Below are 25,191 nucleotides of genomic sequence, written 5' to 3'. Positions count from 1 at the left end.
GGATAAAAATTATGTCTAAATCAGTAGATTATTTAAGTGACAAAACAGGCTTAGAAATAGCTATTATTGGGATGAGTGGCTGTTTTCCCAAATCTCAAAATATTGAGCGATTTTGGCAAAATATTCGAGACGGAGTAGAGTTAATTCATTATTTCACCGCTCAAGAGCTAAAAGATTTAGGTGTAGATTCTGCCGATCTGACAAACCCTTATTATGTCAGGGCGGAGGGTGTAGTTGAAGGTATAGATTTGTTTGATGCTTCATTTTTCGGTATAAATCCCAGAGAAGCTGAAATTATGGATCCCGGACTGCGTTTGTTTTTGGAACATGCATGGACAGCACTTGAAAATGCTGGTTATAGTTCCGAAGCTTACAGTCAGCCGATTGGAGTTTATGTGGGTACTAGTTTTGGCGGTTATTTACGTAATATTTATTCAAATTATGAAATTGTAGAATCTCTTGGTGAACAACAAATAGAAAAAGGAACCTCTGGAGCTTCCGTTACATTTGCTTCTTATAAATTAAACTTGCAGGGACCAAGTTATGCAGTTCAAACTACCTGCTCAAGTTCATTAGTTGCTTTACATTTAGCCTGCCAAGGTTTGCTTAGTGGCGAGTGTGATGTTGCTTTGGCGGCTGGAGTCTCAATATCAGAAGCAGTCGGTTATGTATATCAGCAAGATGGGACTTCATCTCCTGATGGACATTGCCGTGCTTTTGATGTCAAGGCCAAGGGATGTCCGAGAGGAAGGGGTTTAGGTGTTGTAGTTTTAAAGCGTTTAGAGGAGGCGATCGCAGATGGTGACTGCATCCATGCAGTCATCAAAGGTTCCGCCATTAATAATGATGGAGCAAACAAAGTTAGCTACACTGCACCCAGCGTTGACGGTCAGGCAAAGGTGATTAGAGCGGCTCAGATTATGGCTGAGGTGGAACCCGAAACAATTACCTATATAGAGGCTCACGGGACTGCAACCGCTCTAGGCGACCCCGTTGAAATTGCTGCTTTAACACAAGCTTTCCGCAGCAAAACTCAGAAAAAGGGCTTTTGTGCGATCGGTTCTTTGAAAACCAATATTGGACATTTGGACGAAGCTGCTGGTGTTGCAAGTTTAATCAAAACCGTTTTATCGCTCAAGCATAAACAGATACCACCTAGCTTAAACTTTGAAGAACCTAACCCCCAGATAGATTTTGCTAACAGTCCTTTTTACGTTAACAACACATTGTCTGAGTGGAAAAGCAATGACGCTCCTCGTCGTGCTGGAGTTAGTGCTTTTGGTTTTGGTGGGACAAATGCCCATGTAATTTTAGAAGAAGCGACCATAATTAAACCCTCTAGCCCTTCTCGGTCTTGGCAGTTATTATTACTTTCAGCCAAAACAAATACAGCACTGGAAACTGCTACAGAAAATCTGGCTAATTATCTCCAAAAGCATCCAGATTTCAATCTTGCTGATGTTGCTCATACTTTGCAAGTGGGTCGCTGGACTTTGAACCATCGCCGCATGGTAGTTTGCCAAGACCAAGGAGATGCAATCAAAGCACTGCAAGACCCTCAAATGGCTTTCACCCATTACCAAGAACCTTGTAATCGCTCGATTGTGTTTATGTTTTCTGGACAAGGTTCGCAGTATGTAAACATGGGTCGGGAATTATACGATAGTGAAACCGTATTTAGAGAGCAAGTTGATTACTGCTGCGAGCTGCTCATACCTCACTTAGAAGTAGACCTACGTACAATTTTCTACCCCTGTGAAGAAAAAACTCAAGAAGCAGCACAAAAATTACAGCAAACAGCAATTATTCAACCAGCTTTGTTTGTGCTTGAATATGCTCTAGCCAAGTTATTGATGGCCTGGGGTGTGCGTCCTGAGACTATGATTGGTCACGGTGTAGGAGAGTATGTAGCTGCCACTGTAGCAGGAGTTTTCTCTTTGGAAGATGCCTTGGCAATAGTAGTTACTCGCGGAAAACTAATGCAGCAATTGCCTGGTGGTGCTATGCTCTCGATTCAGCTTCCAGAACAAGAGGTAGAACAACTGCTAGAAAAGGAAATCTCTCTAGCTGCAAGCAATGCACCTTCTTCCTGCGTGGTGTCTGGTTCGACAGAAGCGATAGACCAATTGCAACAGAAGCTACAACAAATAGGTGTAAGCTGTAGAAATTTGCATACTTCCCACGCCTTTCATTCTCAAATGATGGAACCCATCATTGAGACTTTCACCTGGTCGTTACAAAAAATAAAACTCAATCCCCCGAAAATTCCTTTTGTGTCCAATGTTAGCGGAACTTGGATTACCGTAGCAGAAGCGACAGACCCCTAACTATTGGGTTAGACATTTAGGGCAGCCAGTGCGTTTTAGCCAAGGGGTAACAGAGTTACTCAAACAGCCAGAGCAAATACTGTTGGAGATTGGCCCGGGAGGGACACTGAGTAGTTTGGCTAAACAACATCAAACAGATGAAGTGATAGCGTTAACCTCTATGCGACATCCTCAAGAGCAACAATCAGATGTAGCATTTTTACTCAATACCTTAGGTAGACTTTGGGTAGTAGGAGTTCAAATTGATTGGTCTGGTTTTTACGTAGATGAAAAGCGTCATCGTCTACCCTTACCTACTTATCCTTTTGAGCGCAAGCGTTACTGGCTGGAGGTAAATCGAAATGCACTTCTGGCAATGAAGTCGCCAAAAACCTTAGATAAAAAGCCAGATATTGCTGACTGGTTCTACATTCCTCGTTGGAGAGAATCTACACCGCTTGAGCTTTTCCAAAAACAAAAGCTGGTAGAACAAAAGTTATGTTGGCTAGTTTTTGTTGATACCTATGGAGTGGGATCAGAAATTGCAGAAAGACTCAAACAACAAGGTCACGATGTGATTACCGTCAAAGTCGCAGATAATTTTGCGAAACTTAGTGACTGTACATATACAATTAATCCCCAACAGAGAGATGATTATGATATCTTGCTTCAAACACTACGAGAGCAGAATTGGACTGCCCAGGGAATTGCCCATTTTTGGGGCGTTACTCCCAACGATACTCTACACTCTCAAGAGCTAGACGAACAAACACAACATCAATTTTTTGAAGATTGTCAGCATCTCGGTTTCTGGAGTCTACTTTTTTTAGCACAGGCCTTAGGAAAACAAGATATTAGCAATTCTCTGAAGCTGATGGTAGTCACCAGTAATTTATATGATGTAACTGGCGAGGAGAAATTATGCCCTTCTAAAGCAACCGTATTGGGGCCATGTAAGGTAATTCCCAAGGAATATTCAAACATATATTGCCGTAATATTGATATAGTAGTCAATTCTTTAAAAACCCCACTAGGACAAAATGTTTTAGACAATCTGATCGCCGAATTTGCAGCAGATCAAACAGATGAGATAGTTGCCTACCGTGGTTATCATCGCTGGATTCAATCCTTCGAGCCTGTGCATTTAGAACAGAGCATAGCTGATAAAACTAAGTTAAAGGAGAGAGGGGTTTACTTAATTACTGGTGGACTAGGCGGTATTGGTTTAGTATTAGCAGAACATCTAGCAAAGAAAGTGCAGGCTAGATTAGTTCTAGTTGGACGAAAGAGTATTCCCGAAAAAGATCATTGGCAAGAATGGTTGGCAACTCACGATCAACAAGATCGGGTTAGCCGGATAATTTGTAAAGTCCAAGTATTAGAGGCTCTTGGTGCAGAAGTTTTGGTAACCAGTGCGGATGTGACTAATTCCGAACAAATGCAGGCTGTGATTGCTCAGTCAACAGAAAAATTTGGTGTGATTAATGGTGTTATCCACGCAGCGGGTATTGCTGGTGGCGGTGTCATCCAACTTAAAACCCCGGATATAGCAAGCAAGGTACTCGCACCAAAAGTCAGAGGAACGATATTACTAGAGCAAGTTTTTCAGAATATTAATCTAGATTTCTTGGTACTTTGTTCATCCCAAAGTTCTATATTGGGTGAATTTGGACAGGTAGATTATTGCGCGGCTAATGCATTTCTTGATGTATATGCATATAATCAAGTTTCTAAATCTGGACGATTAACAATATCCATCGACTGGGATACTTGGCAAGAAGTAGGTATGGCAACGAAGATTATTTTACCAGATAATCTCAAATATCTAGCTGAAGATGTAGTTGCAGAAGAATTAAAAGAAGCAATAATGCCCCAAGAAGGCGCTGATGCTTTTGATCGCATTTTGGGAAGTGCCTTACCTCACGTTGTTGTGTCAACAAAAAATTTCTCAGATGTAATTAAGGAGAATCATTATCTCAATTTTCTGGAAGAAGGATTAAAACTTCTGGAAGATAACTTAGCTTCAGCTAGTATTTCCCAAGCAAACCATCCTCGCCCAAATCTAGGTAATGATTATGTTGCACCTAATAATGAAATTGAAGGAACTATTGCTCAAATCTGGCAACAGATACTGGGAATTAATCAAATAGGTATTTATGATAGTTTTTTTGATTTGGGAGGACATTCCCTATTAGCTACTCAACTTCTCTCTCGATTGCGTCAAGAGTTTCAAGTAAACCTGTCTCTGCATAGCTTTTTTGAAGCACCCACTATCATCGATCAAGCATTGATAGTTGAACAGACCCGAAGTTCGGGAGAAAGATATAGTATCAACATGATTCAAAGAATCGAGCGGAGTAATGGGCAACAGGTGTTGGCAAAGCTCGATCAAATTTCAGACCAAGAAGTTGAGTTACTGCTTAATAAGGTGTTAGCAGAAAAGGGAACTGAGCAATGACCAGTAATCACGAGAAGATTAATGATATTTCACCAGAAAAAAAACGTGAGTTGTTGGCAAAATTACTTCAAGAAAAGGTTAGCCAGCTTCAGACTTTTCCAATGTCTTTTGGTCAACAACGACTTTGGTTTATAGAGCAATTACAACCTGGTAACTTTGCTAATCACATATCGGCAGCTTTGCGTCTTACAGGTTTCCTGAATCAAGCTGCATTATTGCAAACCCTGGATGAAATAGTGCGACGCCACGAAGTTTTGCGAACTACTTTCGCAACGATAGAAGAAAAACCTGTTCAGGTAATTATTCCTAATTTAAGCTTGAATTTACCTACCATCAATCTGGAGAAATTATCTGAGGTTGAGCAAGAAGCTGAAGTTAAAAGATTAGTTATACAAGAAATTCAGCAACCCTTTAATTTGAGCCAAGCTCCATTACTGCGAGCTACTTTGCTGCGTCTCAAAGAAACAGAACACATTCTAGTGTTCACAATGCACCATATTATCTCTGACGGATGGTCAATGGGAGTACTGACTCAAGAAGTCGCAGTACTTTACGAAGCCTTCTCGAAAGGGCAACCTTCTTTGCTTTCAGAACTGCCAATACAGTATGTAGACTTTGCAGCTTGGCAGCGAAAACGGCTACAAGGAGAACTACTACAATCACAAATATCTTATTGGAAAAACCAGTTAGAGGGCGCACCAAAATTATTAGAGTTACCCACTGACTACCCACGACCTGCTGTTAGCAGCTTTCAGGGTGCCAGCTATTCATTTGAGTTATCTGATGATTTATATGTAGCCTTAAATAAATTGAGCCAGCAGCATGGAAGTACCTTATTTATGACTCTGTTGGCAGCCTTTAAAACATTACTATGGCGTTATACAGGTAGTGAAGATATTGTAGTTGGCTCGCCTATTGCTAATCGCGATCGCCCAGAATTAGAAGGATTAATTGGTTTTTTTGCTAATACAATTGCGCTGCGAACTAATTTGGCAGGTAATCCTACCTTTGAGGATCTACTAACTCGCGTGCGGACAAAGCTATTAGGAGCTTACGCCCATCAAGATTTACCTTTTGAGCAGCTAGTAGAAGAACTGCAACCACAACGAAACTTGAGCTACACGCCAGTATTTCAAGTAATGTTTGTGCTTCAGAATACACCAATGTCAGTTTTCGAGTTGCCTGGTTTGACTATAAGTCCCTTGACAATTGATAATGGTAGCGCCAAGTTTGATTTGACTCTAGAGATAACAGAAACACCACAAAAACTTTTTGCTAACCTCGAGTTTAATACAGATTTATTCGAGTCAAGTACTATTAAGCGGATGGCTGGACATTTCCAGATATTACTTAAAGAGATTATTGCAAACCCGAAACTACGGCTTTCAGAATTATCACTGCTAACAGAAGCAGAAAAACGTCAATTACTAGTGGAGTGGAATGACACTCAGGTTAATTATCCTCAAGATCAATGCATCCATCAGTTATTCGAGGCTCAAGTAGAACGCACACCTGATGCGATCGCAGTGGTGTTTGCAGACCAACAGTTGAGCTACTGCGAACTCAACGCCAGAGCAAATCAGCTAGCTCACTATTTGCAAACTTTAGGAGTAAAACCAGAAGTATTAGTTGGGATTTGCGTAGAGCGATCGCTCGAGATGATAATTGGGCTATTAGCCATCCTGAAAGCAGGTGGTGCATATATACCATTAGACCCCAGCTATCCTCAAGAACGCATTGCATTTATACTAGAAGATACTCAAGCCCCAGTGTTTTTAACTCAAGAGTCGCTTCTTGAGGCGATACCGCAACACAAAGCTAAAGTGGTTTGTTTAGATACCGATTGGCAGACAATTGCCCAACAAACTCAGGAAAATTTATTATCTCTTGTAACTAGTCAGAACCTAGCTTATGTCATCTATACCTCTGGTTCAACAGGCAGACCAAAAGGTGTAATGATTCAACACGCAAGCACAGTTGCAATGTTGGATTGGGCAAACAAAACCTTTGCGATGGAAGCTATGCAAGGAGTTTTAGCATCAACCTCAATTTGCTTCGATCTTTCGGTATTCGAGATATTTGTTCCTCTGTGTTGTGGTGGCAAAGTGATTTTAATCGAGAACGCACTCTTGTTACCAACTTCGTCAGTAGCCTTAGATGTAACCTTAATTAATACTGTCCCAAGTGTAATTTCACAGTTATTAAAAACTGATAGTATTCCAACTTCAGTGCAGATTGTGAATGTTGCAGGTGAACCACTTCATAATAAACTTGTACAACAACTTTATCAGCAAGATAATATACAAAAAGTATTTAACCTATATGGACCTTCAGAAGATACAACTTATTCAACCTTTGCCTGCATACACAAGGATACCAGCAACACTCCACCTATCGGTCGCCCGATTTACAACACCCAGATTTATTTATTAGATCAAAATTTACAACCTGTTCCTGTAGGTGTAGCAGGAATGTTGTATATTGGTGGTGCAGGTTTAGCCCGTGGTTATCTAAACAATGCAAAACTGACTGCGGAGAAATTTATTCCCAATCCTTACGCCAACTTGCCAGGGGAACGGTTATATAAAACTGGAGATCAAGCACGCTATTTGCCTAATGGAGAGATCGAATATATTGGTCGCGTTGACTATCAAGTAAAAGTCCGTGGTTTTCGTATTGAACTGTTAGAAATTGAAGCAGTTATTATTCAACACCCAGCAGTCCAAGAAGCTGTAGTTGTGGTTAATTTTTCACAGACGGATTCTCAACAAATAGTTGCCTATATAGTTCCACAAATAGAGCAAACGCTAACGATTTCTGAATTGCGTGGCTTTCTGGAGTCAAAGTTGCCAAGTTATATGGTGCCAGCAGCTTTTGTCATATTATCAGCACTACCATTAACACCTAATGGTAAGGTTGACCGTAAGGCACTACCTACACCTGATACAACTAAACCTGAAGACAAAGAACTAGTAGCACCGCAGACAACCCTTGAAAAGCAGTTGGCTGGAATCTGGACAGAAGTATTAGGCCTGAAAAATATAAGTATAAACGACAACTTTTTTGGATTAGGTGGGGATTCGATTCTTAGCCTTCAAGTAATATCCAAAGCCAACCAAACAGGGCTGCACCTAACTCCTAAACAGATGTTTCAGTACCAAACTATTGCCCAATTAGCGACAGTAATTGGTGCAACTCAGAAAATTCAAGCTGAACAAGGAGTTTTAACTGGAGCGCTAGAGCTAATACCTATTCAACACTGGTTTTTTGAACAAAAGCAACCAGAACCACACCATTGGAATCAAGCTGTATTATTAGAAAGCAAACAGAATATTGACCCTGTGGTTTTAGAGAAAATTATAAAGTTTCTACAAATACATCATGATGTACTACGTTTACGATTTATACAAGAGGAATTTAGTACTCAAGCACTTATTGTTAATCCTGATGATGTAATACCACTGACATACTTTGATTTCTCAGCACTGCCAAAAGATCGACAATCGCCAGCAATAGAGGCAGCAGCAACTAAACTTCAAGCTAGCTTAAATCTGTCACAAGGGCCGTTATTCCAGGTTGCGCTTTTCAACTTGGGCGACAATCAACCCAACCGCTTGCTTTGGATTATTCATCACTTAGCTGTTGATGGTGTCTCTTGGCGAATTTTAATTGAAGATTTTCAAACAGCTTACCAGCAAATTAGTCAAGGCAAAGTAATTAAGTTGCCACCCAAAACAACTTCTTACAAACAATGGTCTAGCCATCTACAAAAATATGCACAAGCTTCAGCACTACTTTCAGAGCTAGACTTTTGGCTGAGAACACAATATCAATCAGTTTCGTCTATACCAAGAGATTTTCCTGATGGAAATAATATAGAAGAAACCACTTATATGGTATCAGTATCGCTGTCTGTAGAAGAAACCCAAAGTTTGCTGCAACAAGTGCCAGCAGCTTACCAGACACAAATTAATGATGTATTGTTAACAGCACTTATACTAACGTTTAATCACTGGACGGCAGAAAATTCTCTACTAATTGACTTGGAAGGGCATGGGCGAGAAGAAATCTTTGAGGATGTGGACTTATCGAGGACTATCGGTTGGTTTACAACTATTTTCCCAGTACACCTAAAGCTGGAAAATGCCAACGAGCAAGGAAAAGTCTTGAAGTCAATAAAAGAGCAGCTACGAGCAATTCCAAATCGAGGTATTGGCTATGGATTACTGCGCTATCTTTGTCAGGACAAAAAAATAGCGGAAAAATTTTCCTCATCAAAGGCTGAAGTTGCTTTCAACTATTTAGGACAGTTCGATCAAATTTTATCAGAATCGTCTTTATTTAGCTTCGCACAGGAATCAAGTGGTTCTACTAAAAATTTGCAAAGTAAACGAACTCATTTACTGGAAATTAACGGTGGTATTTATCAAGGAAATTTAGAAATGAATTGGTATTACAGTAATCAGTTGCATCGACAAACCACGATTGAGGTACTTGCTCAGAAGTTTATTGAGGAACTGCGATCGCTGATTGCTCATTGCCTATCTCCCAATGCAGGTGGTTTTACCCCTTCCGATTTCGCAGATTTTCAGCAAAGCCAATGGGATCAAACCGATCTCGATGCCATTACAGCAGCTATGGGGGATATCTAACATGGGTGTGCAAAACAAAAACATTGAAGATTTTTATCCCCTCTCGCCTATGCAGCAGGGCATTCTGTTCCATAGTCTTGCAGATCCTAAATCTGGCATCTATTTTGAACAATTTAGCTGGACTCTCCACGGAAAACTCAACGTTACAGCCTTTCATCGGGCATGGCAGCATATTGTAGAACGATATTCCATTCTCCGAACCTGCTTTGTTTGGGAAGGCTTAAAAGAACCAGTACAAATTGTGCATCGACAGGTGGTTTTACCGTGGCAGGAGTATAATTGGCAGGATCTCTCCCCAGAAGAACAACAACAAAAGTTAGAACTTTTCTTACAAAGCGATCGCTCTAGTGGCTTTGAACTTAAGCAACCACCATTGATGCGCTTAACACTGATTCAGCTTTCAGATATTTCCTATAATTTTACCTGGAGTCATCATCATCTGTTGCTAGATGGCTGGTCTGTTGCCTTAGTTTTTAAAGAAGTCCTTGCTTGTTACAAAGCTTTCAGCAATGGTCAAGATTTATACTTAGAATCAATTCGCCCGTATCGAGATTACATTGTCTGGCTACAGCAACAAAACCTATCTGAAGCTGAGACTTTCTGGCGACAGATGCTTAAAGGTTTTACCACTCCGACACAGCTATCGGTGAATCAAAAAGCTAGAAAATTACTGACTCAAACAGATGGCTATGACGAGCGAGAAGTTAAACTTTCTGTAGTAACAACAGCAGCATTGCAGTCTGTAGCAAAGCAACACCAGTTAACGCTGAACACTCTAGTACAGGGAGCCTGGGCTTTGCTATTGAGCTGCTACAGTGGTCAAGAAGACGTAGTTTTTGGGGCAGTAACTTCTGGTCGTCCCCCTACTTTACCTCAAGCCGAGTCTATGGTAGGGCTGTTTATCAACATGTTACCGATTAGAGTACAAGTATCACCGAAAGAATTTCTTTTGCCTTGGCTTCAGAAAATCAAAGATCGACTAGTTGAAGCACGGCAATACGAGTATTGTCCATTAGTGAAAGTCCAAGAATGGAGCGAAGTTTCCAAAGGTGTATCTCTGTTCGAGAGTATATTAGTTTTTGAGAACTATGCTGTAGATCCTTCCTTACGGCAGAGGGATATAAATTTGCAGATAGAGGAATTTCATAGCTTTGAAAAGACTAACTATCCGATAACCCTAAGCGTGAATCCAGGTGAGGAGTTGTTGCTCAATATTACTTGCGATGACAGCGATCGCTTCGACACTGACACTATCACCCGGATGCTAGGACATTTACAGACTTTGCTAGAGAATATGTCCACCAATCCACAGCAACGTCTTGGTGAGTTATCGCTCTTAACAGAAAATGAGCGACATCAGTTACTTGTGGAGTGGAATCAAACTCAGGTTGAATATTCTCAAGATCAATGCATCCATCAGTTATTCGAGGCTCAAGTAGAACGTACACCTGATGCGATCGCAGTGGTGTTTGAAGACCAACAGTTGAGCTACTGCCAACTCAACGCCAGAGCCAATCAACTAGCATATTATTTACAAACTTTAGGAGTAAAACCAGAAGTATTAGTCGGGATTTGTGTAGAGCGATCGATCGAGATGATAATTGGGCTATTAGCTATCCTCAAAGCTGGGGGAGCCTACGTACCGATCGATCCAACCTATCCACAGCAGCGATTGGCACTGCTGCTAAATGATGCTCCACTTACAGTATTACTTACACAACAGTACCTACTAGCACAACTACCACCACATACAGCAAAAGTCATCTGCTTAGATGACGATATTAATTGGCAAGCCGGATCGTCAGCAATCAAACAAAACCCTGTAAATCAAACCACCCCTGCAAATCTAGTCTATGTGATTTATACATCAGGCTCTACTGGCACACCTAAAGGTGTCACTATTGAACATCAGTCTTTGGTAAACTTTGTCCAAGCAGCGATCGCACAATACCAACTACAAGCACAAGATCGGATCTTGCAATTTGCCTCCATCAGCTTTGATGCCGCTTGTGAAGAAATTTTTCCTTGTTTACTACACGGTGCGACTTTGGTATTGCGAACTGATGAAATGTTGGTTTCGATCGAAACTTTCTTAGAAAAATGCCAACAGCATTGCATATCGGTTTTAGATATACCTACTGCTTTTTGGCATCAGATAACTTCAGAACTTGCAACATCAGCATTAAAGCTACCAGAATCACTGCGCCTAGTTATTATTGGTGGCGAAAAAGCTTTACCAGATAAAGTTAACATTTGGCAACAGCAAGTAGAATCAGGCATACGTTTGATTAATAGCTATGGGCCGACAGAAACCACAGTAGTTGCTACAGTTTGCGACCTGACAACTGTAGAAGGGGAAGTGCCGATTGGCACACCGATCGCTAATATGCAAACTTATGTGTTAAATACTGATTTACAACCGGTTCCCATCGGTGTTTGGGGCGAATTGCACATTGGAGGAATTGGCGTAGCCAGAGGTTATCTGCACCAACCAGGACTAACAGATCAGAAGTTTATACCAAATCCTTTTAGCGATCGCCCAGGTTCTCGTCTTTACAAAACAGGCGATCGGGTACGCTACCGCAGCGATGGTCAAATTGAATTTAGCGATCGTATTGACAACCAAGTAAAAATTAGGGGCTTCCGTATTGAGCTAGGGGAAATAGAAGCACTCATCAACGAACATCCATCTGTTACGGAAGCAACAGTGATTTCTAGGAAAGATGTGTCAGACTACGAGCAGTTAGTGGCTTATGTAGTTGCTAATACATCTGATGTTGTAAAAGAGCAGACATCAGCAGTTGATTTGAACACTCAACAAGCCTCGCAGTGGCAGGCAGTTTTTGATAGCCTTTACAACGAGTTAGACTCAGAACAACAGTCAGGTTTTTATATCAAGGGCTGGGAAAGTAGCTATACAGGCTTGCATCTCCCCGATCGAGAAGTACGTGAATGGATGGATCAAACAGTTGAGCGGATTTCAGCTTTGCAACCAACCCACATCCTAGAAATTGGTTGTGGTGGTAGCGGTCTAATGCTTTTACGTTTTGCTCCTTATTGCACACAATACTGTGCAACTGATATTTCGCAAAATGCTCTAAACATTCTCCAGCAACAATTAAGCAACTTAGGGCAAAATTTGTCAGAAGTGAGCTTTATCCAGAAAGGAGCAGATGACTTCACTGGTATAAATACAGATACTTTCGATGCTGTCTTTATAGTCTCAGTAGCCCAATATTTTCCAAGTGTTGACTACTTATTAAAGGTGTTGGAAGGTGCTGTAAATGTAGTAGAGCCTGGAGGCTTTATATTTCTAGGAGATGTTCGCAATTTTAGCTTACTAGAAGCTTTTCACACCTCTGTTCAACTACATAAAGCACCAGCCTCTCTCTCTGTAGAAAATTTACAGCAACTTGTGCAAAAGCAAATATTTGCAGAGAAACAGTTAGTTATCGATCCGGCCTTTTTTATCGTCTTAAAGCAGCATCTGCCCAAGATTAGTCATGTAGAAATTCATCTGGAACGCGGGCACTTTCATAATGAGTTGACTAAATTCCGCTACGATGTGATTATCCATATAGGACATGACAATCCTTCAGTAGATATTTCATGGTTAGATTGGCAGCAAGCAAAGCTGACACTTGCATCTGTCCGCCAATTACTTATAGACACTGAGCCGGATATTTTAGGAATTGTTAATGTGCCTAATGCTCGTGTCTTGCCAGATATAAAAGCTCTAGAATTACTCAAAAAGTCCAAAGACTTAACAAATGTTGGTGAGGTACGCCAAGCTCTTCAGGCAATAGCAACAACTGGCGTAGACCCCGAAGAATTATGGGCTGTTAGTGAAGAATTACCTTATATCGTCGATATTAGCTGGTCAGACGATAGTGTCGATGGTCAATACCAGGTAGTATTCAAAAAGCGCACTGTAGCATCACAAATAAAGCCTATAATGGTGGCTCCTCCTGGCAGTGGAAAAACAGCTAGCTCTCAAACTTGGAGTGATTTTACTAATACTCCACTACAGCAGATGTCTAATACTCAGGTTGTGTCTCAATTACGGCAGCATTTAGAGGCAAAGCTGCCGAACTACATGATGCCGTCAGCGTTCGTGATGCTAGATGCACTACCACTTACACCTAATGGTAAGGTCGATCGCCAAGCATTGCCTGCACCTGGTACCACAAGACCTAAATTAGAAGCAGCTTATCAGCCACCCGAAACCGAAATAGAAAAAACTATTGCTAGTATATGGCAAGAAATACTGAATGTTGAGAACGTGGGAATTCATGACAATTTCTTTGAACTTGGTGGTCATTCATTGCTATTAATTCAGGTTCATAGCAAGTTGCAAAAAGTATTTCAGGGAGATTTCACCTTGGTTGATATGTTTGAATATCCGACTATAAGTCACTTGGCTAAATATTTTAGTCAGGAATCTAGCGAAGAAACACCTGTTTTACTAGCTGCTCATTACCCAAAGAGCAGAACGGCTTCAATACAGCGGCGAAAACAAGTTAGAAAAGAGTATCGAGAAGCAACAAAGCAAAAAGATGTTTAGTCTCAACAAGGCATTGAAGAAATAAGGGCGATCGCTAGAAGATGGATACCTTATAAAATCGAACATTTTAGAAAGTGCTCATAACACTTAAAAAAAAGAAGGCAAAACCTTCTTATTTCAAAAATGAAGTATAAAAATTTATTGCAACAAATACAATATGACATCGAGCAGCCAAGAAATGCTAAACAAGAATTACCTTTTTGAATCTGAACAGGTATTACATGATGGGATAGAGGAGCAAGTAATGCAAATGTTTGCTTCATTCAATCAGGTAAACTCTATTGAAAAACAAATAGATGAAATAACTGATAATATTTCTCAAGATTTTTTAAGCAATATTGACTCTAATACCAATATTGATTTAGACTCACTACTAGAAAAGTTTTCTGATAGTAAAATTCCACTTCAGCCCACTAACTTTGAGGGCTATCTCAAGTACATAGGCAATAATCTTGTTGCTCATTCAATACATACATCTTCGCCACGATTTATTGGTCACATGACCTCGGCACTTCCTAGTTTTGTACGCCCTTTGGCTACACTCATGACGGCAATGAATCAAAACGCCGTCAAAATAGAGACAGCTAAAGCCCTCACCTTTTGTGAACGTGAGGCTTTGGCTATGTTGCATCGACAGATTTATAATTTTTCTGATGGTTTTTACACTCAACATATTCAAAACAACCTCAGTACACTAGGAATCTTAGTTTCTGGTGGAACAGTGGCGAATATCTCAGCACTTTGGTGCGCGCGAAATGCTTCACTAGGGCCAAAAGATGGATTTCTCGGCGTAGAAAAAGAAGGTTTAGCAGCTGCTCTAGATTTCTATGGCTACAAAGGAGCAGTAATTATTGGCTCTGACTTGATGCACTACTCTTTTGATAAAGCTGCGGATTTGATGGGCATTGGTACTCATAGTTTGATGAGAATCCCTGCTGACTGTAATAATCGAGTTAACTTACAAGCACTGCGCCAAATTGTTATAGACTGTCGTAACCAAAACTTACTAATTATCGCAATTGTAGGGGTTGCTGGCACAACAGATTCAGGTGGAGTTGATTCCCTTAAAGATATTGCGGAGATTGCACAAGAAGCCAATGCTCATTTTCACGTAGATGCTGCTTGGGGTGGCCCGCTGATTTTTTCTGAACAATATCGGTATAAGCTTGCTGGTATAGAAAAAGCTGATTCAGTCACTATTGATGGACATAAACAACTATATTTGCCAATGGGTATTGGTATGGTCTTTTTCCGCAACCCCTATCTAGCTTCTTCAATCGAAAAACAGGCTAGCTATACCATGCGTAAGGGATCGTTTGATTTAGGTAAACGTGCTTTAGAAGGTTCTCGGCCGGGCATGGCTTTATTTTTACACGCTGGTCTAAAACTGATTGGGCTTAAGGGATATGAGTTTTTAATTGATGAAGGAATCCGCAAAACTCAATACATGGCTGCTCGGATTTCGGCGATGCCTGAATTTGAATTGTTGGCAGAACCTGATACTAATTTATTAATCTATCGCTATATTCCAGAGCAATTTAGAGGGCTGATTGCCAAAACACAGTTAACAGAAACAGATAATAAGATTATCAATAATTTTAATGAATATTTACAAAAAATGCAGCGTCATATCGGTCGTACTTTTATCTCACGAACAACAAAAATAATTATTAGCTTGGACAAAGAAATTCCTGTAATTGCCATGCGTGCAGTAATTGCTAATCCATTAACTACTGAAGAAGATATTGAGGCTGTTTTAAATGACCAAATTCAGATTGCTGCTGAAATTTCACTGTCATATTGAACAACTTGCTATTAAAAAATAAATATTTATTATCAGGTTTTGACTTATGGATATAGCCAATAATTTTATTCATAGCTTAAATGAGAATCTTCAAGACGAAATTGCTATTATTGGTATGGCGGGTCGTTTTCCGGGATCAAATGAAATTGATAACTTTTGGAACAACCTGCGGGATGGCGTAGAGTCAATTTCTTTTTTCACGAATGAAGAACTAATATCTGCTGGGGTAGATCGATCATTGCTTAACGAACCCAATTACGTGAAGGCAAGCGGTATATTAGAAGATATAGAGTTATTTGATGCTTCATTTTTTGGTTTTTCCCCCAGAGAAGCTGAACTTACAGACCCACAACACCGTCTTTTTATGGAAAGTGTTTGGGAAGCTTTAGAAAATGCTGGCTATAATTCGGAAACTTATAGCGGTCAAATAGGTCTTTTCGCTGGTCTTGCTGCCAGTTCCTACCTGCTATCAAACTTATATTCCCATCGGGATTTGATGGAATCAGAAGGCAGTATTACTATTGGGAATGATAAGGATTTTCTCCCAACACAAATTTCTTACAAATTAAACTTAAGAGGGCCAAGTATCAATGTTCAGACAGCCTGTTCTACATCATTGGTTGCTGTTCACCTAGCCTGCCAAAGTTTACTAAATGGTGAAAGTGATATGGCTTTGGCAGGGGGTGTTAGCGTTGGAGTGCCGCAAAAAACTGGTTACCACTATCAACAAGGAGGAATTTATTCTCCTGATGGTCATTGTCGAGCTTTTGATGCTCAAGCGAAAGGAACTAATGGTGGCAGTGGTTTAGGTGTAGTAGTCTTGAAAAGATTAGAGGATGCTATTGCTGATGGTGATTTTATTTATGCAGTAATCAAAGGTTCAGCTGTTAATAACGATGGCTCTTTAAAGGTTGGATATACAGCCCCTAGTGTTGATGGTCAAAGGAAAGTTATTTTAGAAGCTTTAGCTTTAGCCGGAGTCGAACCTGAGACTGTTTCTTATGTAGAAACGCACGGTACAGGAACTATCTTAGGAGACCCGATTGAAATTAAAGCTCTTACACAAGCTTTTCGTGCTAGCACAAATAAAAAAGGTTTTTGTGCTATTGGTTCAGTCAAGACCAATGTTGGACATTTGGATACAGCAGCTGGTGTAACAGGCTTAATTAAAACAGTTCTGGCATTAAAACATAAACAAATACCTCCAAGTTTGCACTTTCAAGAGCCAAATCCACAGATAGACTTTGCCAATAGCCCCTTTTACGTCAATACCAAATTATCCGAGTGGAAAACCAACGGAACACCCCGCAGAGCAGGTGTGAGTTCTTTTGGTATTGGCGGGACTAATGCCCATGTTATTTTGGAAGAAGCTCCAGTAGAGACGCGCCAAGTTGCGTCTCTACACTCCCGTCCGTGGCAATTGTTGTTGCTCTCAGCCAAAACCGGCACAGCTTTAGACACTGCAACAGCACAATTGCGTGATTATTTAGAGCAAAACCTCGATATTCCCCTACCAGATGTCGCTCACACCCTACAAGTAGGTCGTCGAGCTTTTGACTATCGCCGTATCGTGATTTGCCAAGACCCAAATGATGCAGTGAAATCGCTTAACAGCCAATACCCACAACGTATTTTTAGTTACCACTACAAGCCAGGTTACTGTCCAGTCATCTTGATGTTTTCAGGACAAGGGTCACAGTATGCAAACATGGGTCGGGAACTGTATGAAGTCGAACCGACGTTTAAAAAACATGTAGATACTTGCGCTGTGATTTTGCAAGAGCATCTAGGTATTGATATCCGTTCCTTACTTTATCCCAGAGAAGAAGACACTCAAGCAGCTAATTTGCAACTACAACAAACAGCCCTGACCCAAAGCGCGTTATTCGTTACAGAGTACGCCCTGACTCAGTTATTAATGTCTTGGGGTGTGCGACCAGAAGCAATGATTGGTCATAGTATTGGGGAATATGTCGCCGCAACCATTGCAGATGTATTTTCTCTCGAAGATGCCTTAAAAATTGTGGCAAAAAGAGGACAGTTGATGCAACAGTTGCCATCTGGGAGTATGCTGGCAATTAGGCTACCAGAAAAAGATGTGCAGTTGCTGCTGTCTGCACAAACGTTGTATCAAACATCTCTACAAATCGCAGCGATTAACAGCCCATCTTCTTGTGTAGTTTCCGGAACAAACCAAGCAGTTGCAGCCCTAGAAAAACAATTATCCTCTCAAGAAGTTGAATGTCGGCTGTTGCATACATCTCATGGATTTCATTCGGCGATGATGGAGCCAATATTGCCAGCATTTATTCAGGTGATAAAAACAGTCAAACTGAATCCACCACGCATCCGGTTTATTTCTAATGTAACTGGCAGTTGGATTAGTCAAGAGCAAGCGACAAATCCGAATTATTGGTGTCAACATTTACGAGAAACTGTCAGATTTTCAGATGGGATATCCCAACTCATACAGCAATTTGAAGGTGTTTTTCTGGAGGTGGGACCAGGGCGAACTTTAAGTACATTAACGACACAGCATTTGGACGGAAATGCCAAGCAACAGGTATTGACTTCCTTACGCCATGTTAAAGAACAGCAATCGGATGTTGCTTGGTTGTTGCAAACATTAGGTCGCTTGTGGCTTTCTGGTGTCGAAATAGATTGGTCGGGATTTTATACCCATGAGCAGCGTCATCGTTTGCCTTTGCCTACTTATCCTTTTGAACGACAAAGGTACTGGATTGAACCTAACAAGCAAGGACAAGATGAGCGTCACACTCCAGTATCACTGGGTAAAAAACCTGATATAGCCGACTGGTTTTATATCCCTTTTTGGAAGCCTTCTTTGCCACCATTACAACTTGAACATCAAGAATTAGCATCTGAGAAGTCTTGCACTTTGGTGTTTATCGATGAGTGTGGCTTGGGTAGTAAATTGGTCAAACAATTAGAAACACAAAACCAGGATGTAATTACTGTAAAAGTTGCTGAGAGTTTTACCATACTAAGTGAATCTCAATATACTATTAATCCGAAAAATAATTATGACTACGATATTTTACTCCAGGAGCTTTATAAGCAAAATAAGTTGCCAAAAACGATTGCTCATTTATGGAATATTACACCTGGTAGTGACGAAGAATTAGAAATTGAAAAAGTTGAAAAAGCTCAAGTAATAGGATTTTACAGCTTGCTATATCTTGCTCAAGCTTTAGGAAAACTAGAAACTAGTAATGATTTTCAAATTATAGTTATTTCTAACGACCTACAGTCAGTAAATGGCAATGAAATACTTTCTCCGGAGAAAGCTACTTTACTTGGGCCAATTAAAGTCATCTCTCAAGAATATTCAAATATAAACTGTCGTAGTATTGATGTTATACTTGCAAAACAACGAAATTGGCAAGAAGAAAAACTTGTAAAACAATTGCTGGCGGAACTGATAGTTCCTGATTCTGAAAAACTCATTGCTTATCGAGGTTTAAACCGTTGGGTACAATCTTTTGAACCTGTGCGCTTCGATAAAGCTAAAATCGAAAAGCCTCGACTAAGAGAAAAAGGAGTCTATTTAATTACAGGTGGACTCGGAGGTATTGGACTTGTTTTGGCAAAATACTTGGCTCGAACTGTACAAGCAAAACTAGTATTGATAGGACGTTCTGGTTTACCCAAAAAAGACGAATGGTCTCAATGGCTTGCTACTCACGATGAAACTGATAGGACTAGCTACAAAATTCGCAAAGTTCAAGAAATTGAAGACTTAGGTGCAGAAGTTTTGGCGGTGAGTGCTGATGTGAGCAACATCGAAAAAATGCAAAGTGTCATTACTCGAACTGAACACCAATTTGGTCAGTTAAACGGTATCATCCATGCTGCTGGAATTCCTGGAGGCGGTGTCATTCAGCGAAAAACTCAAGCAGAAGCAGAAAGTATTCTGGCTCCGAAAGTCAAAGGTACAGTAGTTATTGATTCACTTGTCAAAGATATTCAGTTAGATTTCTTTATTCTAGTATCATCAAGCACCTCAATTTTAGGGGATTTTGGACAAGTAGACTATTGTGGAGCAAATGCTTTTCTTGATGCTTTTGCTCACCGTAATGCCTCAAAACATGGCAAATTTACTACAAGTATCAACTGGGATGCTTGGCAAGAAGTTGGAATGGCTGTAAACACAGGAGTTCCTCAACACCTCCAAGAATCACGAATAGAAGAGCTTAAACAAGGCATATTATCTAATGAGGGTGTAGAGGTTTTTCTACGTACTTTGGGAAATACAATATCTCAAGTTGTAATATCTACCTCTGACTTCTTGGATAAACTCAGACATTATAATTCTTCCAAACAAATACAATCCCTAGAATTTTTAGAAACTGCCAATCTATCTAGCTCAAAATATCCCCGGCCGGAATTAAGTAATGATTATGTTGCTCCTCGAAATAAAATTGAGGAACAGCTATTTGAAATTTGGCAACAAATCCTTGGCATTGAAAGAATAGGAATCCATGATAATTTTTTTGAACTTGGTGGTGATTCGCTGATAGGTATTCAACTTATTGCAACATTAAATAAGATATTTAAGGTAAATATTTCTGTTGCCAAACTTTATGAATATCCGAACATCAGTTCGATGGCAAAGATTTTTACATCTGAAGAATCTCAGGAAAATACTTTTGAACAAAGACTAAGGCGAGGACAGAAGAGAAGACAGATGAAAATCAAAAGTAACTAAAATATGTTAACTTCAGTTAGTTTATCTAGATCGAGAAATTATGAATACCAATATAAAACAAGAACAAACAGCAAATATAGATATAGCAATAGTAGGAATGTCTGGCCGTTTACCTGGAGCAAAAAATATTGATGATTTTTGGCATAATCTTCAAAATGGTGTTGAGTCTATTTCATTTTTATCCAATCATGACTTAGTAGATTTAAATATTGAAGAGGAAGTTTTAAACGAATTCAATTATGTGAAAGCAGCACCTGTATTAGAAGACATTGAGTATTTTGATGCTAAGTTCTTTGGTTGCAGCCCTAGAGAAGCTGAATTAATGGACCCCCAACATCGCCTATTTATAGAATGTGCCTGGGAAGCTCTTGAAAATGCTGGATACGATCCAGAAACCTATGAAGGTTTGATTGGGGTTTACGCTGGTGTAAGTACAAATAGTTACTTTTTTTACAATATATATGAAAACGTTAATTTAATAAATATTTCCAATAACTATACTCTGAACAAAGATTTTTTGACCACCAATATATCGTATAAATTAAATTTAAAAGGACCAAGTGTAGGTATCCAAACTTACTGTTCTACTTCATTAGTCGCTGTACATTTAGCCTGCAAAAGTTTACTTGATGAAGAGTGTGATATTGCTTTAGCAGGTGGGGTTACGATTATAGTTCCACAAAAGTCAGGTTACTTATATGAAGAGGACGGAATTTTGTCTCCTGATGGTCATTGTCGAGCCTTTGATGCTAAAGCACAGGGTACTATTTTCGGCAGTGGACTGGGAATAGTCGTTTTAAAAAGATTAAAAGATGCAATAGCAGACAGAGATTACATTCATGCAGTTATTAAAGGTTCAGCAATCAACAATGATGGCTCTTTAAAAGTTAGCTATACAGCACCTAGTGTAAATGGCCAGGCTGAAGTTATTGTAGAGGCTCTGGCAAATGCTGGAATAGATGCTGATGATATTTCCTATATTGAAACTCATGGAACTGGAACAGCTGCTGGAGACCCAGTAGAAATTGCTGCGCTCACTAAGGCTTTTCGTGCTTTTACGCGAAGAAATGGCTTCTGCGCTGTAGGTTCAGTAAAACCAAATATTGGACATCTAGACACAGCATCTGGTGTTGCAAGTCTGATCAAAACTGTCCTAGCATTAAAATATAAACAAATACCTCCTAGTATAAATTTTGAAGCTCCCAATCCTGAGATTGATTTTGCTAACAGCCCCTTCTACGTTAATACTAAACTTACCGAGTGGAAAGCTAACAATACTCCCCGGAGAGCAGGAGTTAGTTCCTTAGGTTTTGGTGGAACTAATGCCCATCTGATTCTGGAAGAAGCCCCTGACATTAAATATTTTGATGACTCTAGACCTTGGGAATTGATATTATTATCAGCCAAAACTAGCACAGCCTTAGATACTGCGACTGAAAATTTGGTTACGTATTTAAAACAATATCCAGATATAAATTTAGCTAATGTTGCTCACACTTTAAAAGTGGGTCGTAAAGCTTTTAACCATCGCCGAATTTTGGTGTGTGAGAGTGTTCAAGATGCTGTAAGTGTCTTGGCGACACAGGCGCAGGAACGGATTTTTACTGTATGTCAAGAGCATAGAGAACAGCCAGTCATCTTGATGTTTTCAGGACAAGGGTCACAGTATGCAAACATGGGTCGGGAACTGTATGAAGTCGAACCGACGTTTAAAAAACATGTAGATACTTGCGCTGTGATTTTGCAAGAGCATCTAGGTATTGATATCCGTTCCTTACTTTATCCCAGAGAAGAAGACACTCAAGCAGCTAATTTGCAACTACAACAAACAGCCCTGACCCCAAAGCGCGTTATTCGTTACAGAGTACGCCCTGACTCAGTTATTAATGTCTTGGGGTGTGCGACCAGAAGCAATGATTGGTCATAGTATTGGGGAATATGTCGCCGCAACCATTGCAGATGTATTTTCTCTCGAAGATGCCTTAAAAATTGTGGCAAAAAGAGGACAGTTGATGCAACAGTTGCCCTCTGGGAGTATGCTGGCAATTAGGCTGCCAGAAAAAGATGTGCAGTTGCTGCTGTCTGCACAAACGTTGTATCAAACATCTCTACAAATCGCAGCGATTAACAGCCCATCTTCTTGTGTAGTTTCCGGAACAAACCAAGCAGTTGCAGCCCTAGAAAAACAATTATCCTCTCAAGAAGTTGAATGTCGGCTGTTGCATACATCTCATGGATTTCATTCGGCGATGATGGAGCCAATATTGCCAGCATTTATTCAGGTGATAAAAACAGTCAAACTGAATCCACCACGCATCCGGTTTATTTCTAATGTAACTGGCAGTTGGATTAGTCAAGAGCAAGCGACAAATCCGAATTATTGGTGTCAACATTTACGAGAAACTGTCAGATTTTCAGATGGGATATCCCAACTCATACAGCAATTTGAAGGTGTTTTTCTGGAGGTGGGACCAGGGCGAACTTTAAGTACATTAACGACACAGCATTTGGACGGAAATGCCAAGCAACAGGTATTGACTTCCTTACGCCATGTTAAAGAACAGCAATCGGATGTTGCTTGGTTGTTGCAAACATTAGGTCGCTTGTGGCTTTCTGGTGTCGAAATAGATTGGTCGGGATTTTATATCCATGAGCAGCGTCATCGTTTGCCTTTGCCTACTTATCCTTTTGAACGACAAAGGTACTGGATTGATGCGAAATCCCCATCCACTTTAGTCAATACAAAATCAATAACATTAGATCGTAAACAAGATATTGCTGACTGGTTTTATATTCCTTCATGGAAGCGCTCTTTACTGCATAATTCATCCTCTTATCCAATAAAATCTGCACAACAAAAATGGCTATTTTTTGTGGATGATTTGGGAATAGCGGAAAAAGTAATTGATGTGTTAAAAAATCGAATTAAAAATATTATTTTTGTTAAAAAAGGAGAATATTTTAGTAAGTTAAATGAGGGTATTTATACAATTAATCCATATATAAGTGAAGACTACAATACCTTACTAAAAGAATTAGTATTATCAGGTCAAACTCCAGAAAATGTTGCTTATTTTTGGAGCGTAAGCTATGTTGAAACACGTCAGAAATGTAATTATTTAGAATTAAACAGTTTACTATTTTTAATGCAGAACCTTAGTAAACTGAAAATTAGCGATCGCTTGCAAATTTTGGTCGTATCGAACAACATCCAAGAGGTGAATGGGAATGAAAAATTAGACCCAGAGAAAGCAGCCATATTAGGTTTATGCAAAGTCATCCCTCAAGAGTATCCTAATATTACTTGTCGATGTATTGATATTGCTTTAACTAATCGCAAAGACGCAGAAAAAGGACAAGAAGATTGTGAGAGTAATATTATTGACCAACTTTTGGATGAGTTGACCTCTGTATCGTCAGACATAGTAGTTGCTTATCGCGATCGCTACCGTTGGGTACAAACGTTTGAGCCAGTTCGCTTAGAGTCAGTAGTTAACGAAAAAACACCATTGAGAAAACAAGGTGTTTACCTGTTTACTGGCGGTTTAGAAAGTATTGAAGTTGTGCTTGCAGAATATTTAGCAAAAACTTTTCAAGCAAAACTCATATTTATCGAGGGTTCTAGCTTCCCAGAAAAAGACGATTTCTCGCAATGGCTGGAATCTCACACTCAAGAAGATGAAGTGAGTTGCAAAATTCAACAATTGCTTGTATTAGAGAAATTAGGTGCAAAAGTTTTGGTAATGCGTGCAGATACAACTAATTATGAGCAAATGTCTCATAGTCTTGCATCTGAAAATATTAGACAAATCAATGGGGTCATTTATTCAACTAGAATAAAACGCGAAAATATATTTGGTTCAATTACAGAAATTAATAAAATAGAATTACAAAAACTTTTAGACTCCCAACTTTGTAAGATTACAGTATTAGAACAAGTCTTACAAAATATAAAATTAGATTTTTGTATTATTTTTTCTTCTTTATCTTCCATTTTAGGAGGATTTGGATTAGGCTTATATTCAGCAGCTAATCAATCCATTGACACCTTTACTAATCGACACAACAGGAATAATTATTTTCCGTGGTATATTATAAATTGGGATAAATTACAACTGAATACTAACCAAGAAGAAACAACACTTGCTCAAGTATATGGGTCAAAATTAGATATTACCCAAACAGAAACTGTAGAACTATTTAAACGAGTGTTTTCTTTAAGAGAAGGAACTCAAATTATTCTTTCTAAAGTAGATATTAATATAAGAAAGAATCATATATTTAGCCTCAACTCTCTGGTAAGTCCAACATCAACTAATCAATTAGATTTATCTTCACACTACTCTAGACCTAGCCTTAGTAATTCCTATGTTGCTCCGACAAATGAGTTGGAAAAACAAATTACAGAAATATGGCAAGAGGTACTTGGGATTGCAGAAATCGGTATTTACGACAACTTCTATGAGTTAGGAGGTGACTCACTAATTGCAACTCAATTAGTTTCTCGATTGCGAACCAAATTCCCTGTAGACTTACCACTACGTGATATTTTATTTGAAGCAATGATACCAGCCAAACAAGCAGAAATAGTTGAACAACTTCTATTGGCAAAGATTGAAGAATTATCCGAAGAAGAAGTAGCAGTTCTTTTGTTATAAGTTTCCCAAAATACTTGATT

4 protein-coding genes and 2 pseudogenes are annotated in these 25,191 nt (G+C 39.6%); all 6 read left to right on the top strand.

The window, feature by feature from the left end; all coding sequences use genetic code 11:
- Positions 1-11 precede the first annotated feature (11 nt).
- Positions 12-4,764, top strand: a pseudogene (locus NSTCB13_RS07670) (SDR family oxidoreductase).
- Positions 4,761-9,416: an amino acid adenylation domain-containing protein gene (locus tag NSTCB13_RS07665; protein ID WP_448271852.1), complete on the top strand. Its 4,656-nt coding sequence runs from the start codon at positions 4,761-4,763 to the stop codon at positions 9,414-9,416. Before NSTCB13_RS07670 ends, NSTCB13_RS07665 begins: the two are co-directional and overlap by 4 nt.
- Complete coding sequence (locus NSTCB13_RS07660; protein WP_448271851.1) at positions 9,385-13,980, top strand: amino acid adenylation domain-containing protein; 4,596 nt, start codon at positions 9,385-9,387, stop codon at positions 13,978-13,980. Before NSTCB13_RS07665 ends, NSTCB13_RS07660 begins: the two co-directional genes overlap by 32 nt.
- A 157-nt stretch (positions 13,981-14,137) precedes the next feature.
- Positions 14,138-15,784, top strand: a complete 1,647-nt coding sequence (gene panP, locus NSTCB13_RS07655) for a pyridoxal-dependent aspartate 1-decarboxylase PanP (RefSeq protein ID WP_448271850.1) — start codon at positions 14,138-14,140, stop codon at positions 15,782-15,784.
- Positions 15,785-15,830: 46 nt separating this feature from the next.
- Entirely contained in the window at positions 15,831-20,513 is a 4,683-nt protein-coding gene (locus NSTCB13_RS07650; RefSeq protein WP_448271849.1) for an SDR family NAD(P)-dependent oxidoreductase, read from the top strand.
- A 40-nt stretch (positions 20,514-20,553) separates the two neighbouring features.
- Positions 20,554-25,171 (top strand): annotated as a pseudogene (locus NSTCB13_RS07645) (beta-ketoacyl synthase N-terminal-like domain-containing protein).
- Positions 25,172-25,191 lie beyond the last annotated feature (20 nt).

The organism is Nostoc sp. DSM 114160, from assembly GCF_053470305.1.
This window is presented reverse-complemented; position numbering and strand designations above follow the sequence as displayed.

Coding starts and splice junctions, on each gene's coding strand:
- NSTCB13_RS07665 (WP_448271852.1), top strand. CDS start 4,761: ATGACCAGTAATCACGAGAAGATTAATGATATTTCACCAGAAAAAAAA.
- NSTCB13_RS07660 (WP_448271851.1), top strand. CDS start 9,385: ATGCCATTACAGCAGCTATGGGGGATATCTAACATGGGTGTGCAAAAC.
- panP (WP_448271850.1), top strand. CDS start 14,138: ATGACATCGAGCAGCCAAGAAATGCTAAACAAGAATTACCTTTTTGAA.
- NSTCB13_RS07650 (WP_448271849.1), top strand. CDS start 15,831: ATGGATATAGCCAATAATTTTATTCATAGCTTAAATGAGAATCTTCAA.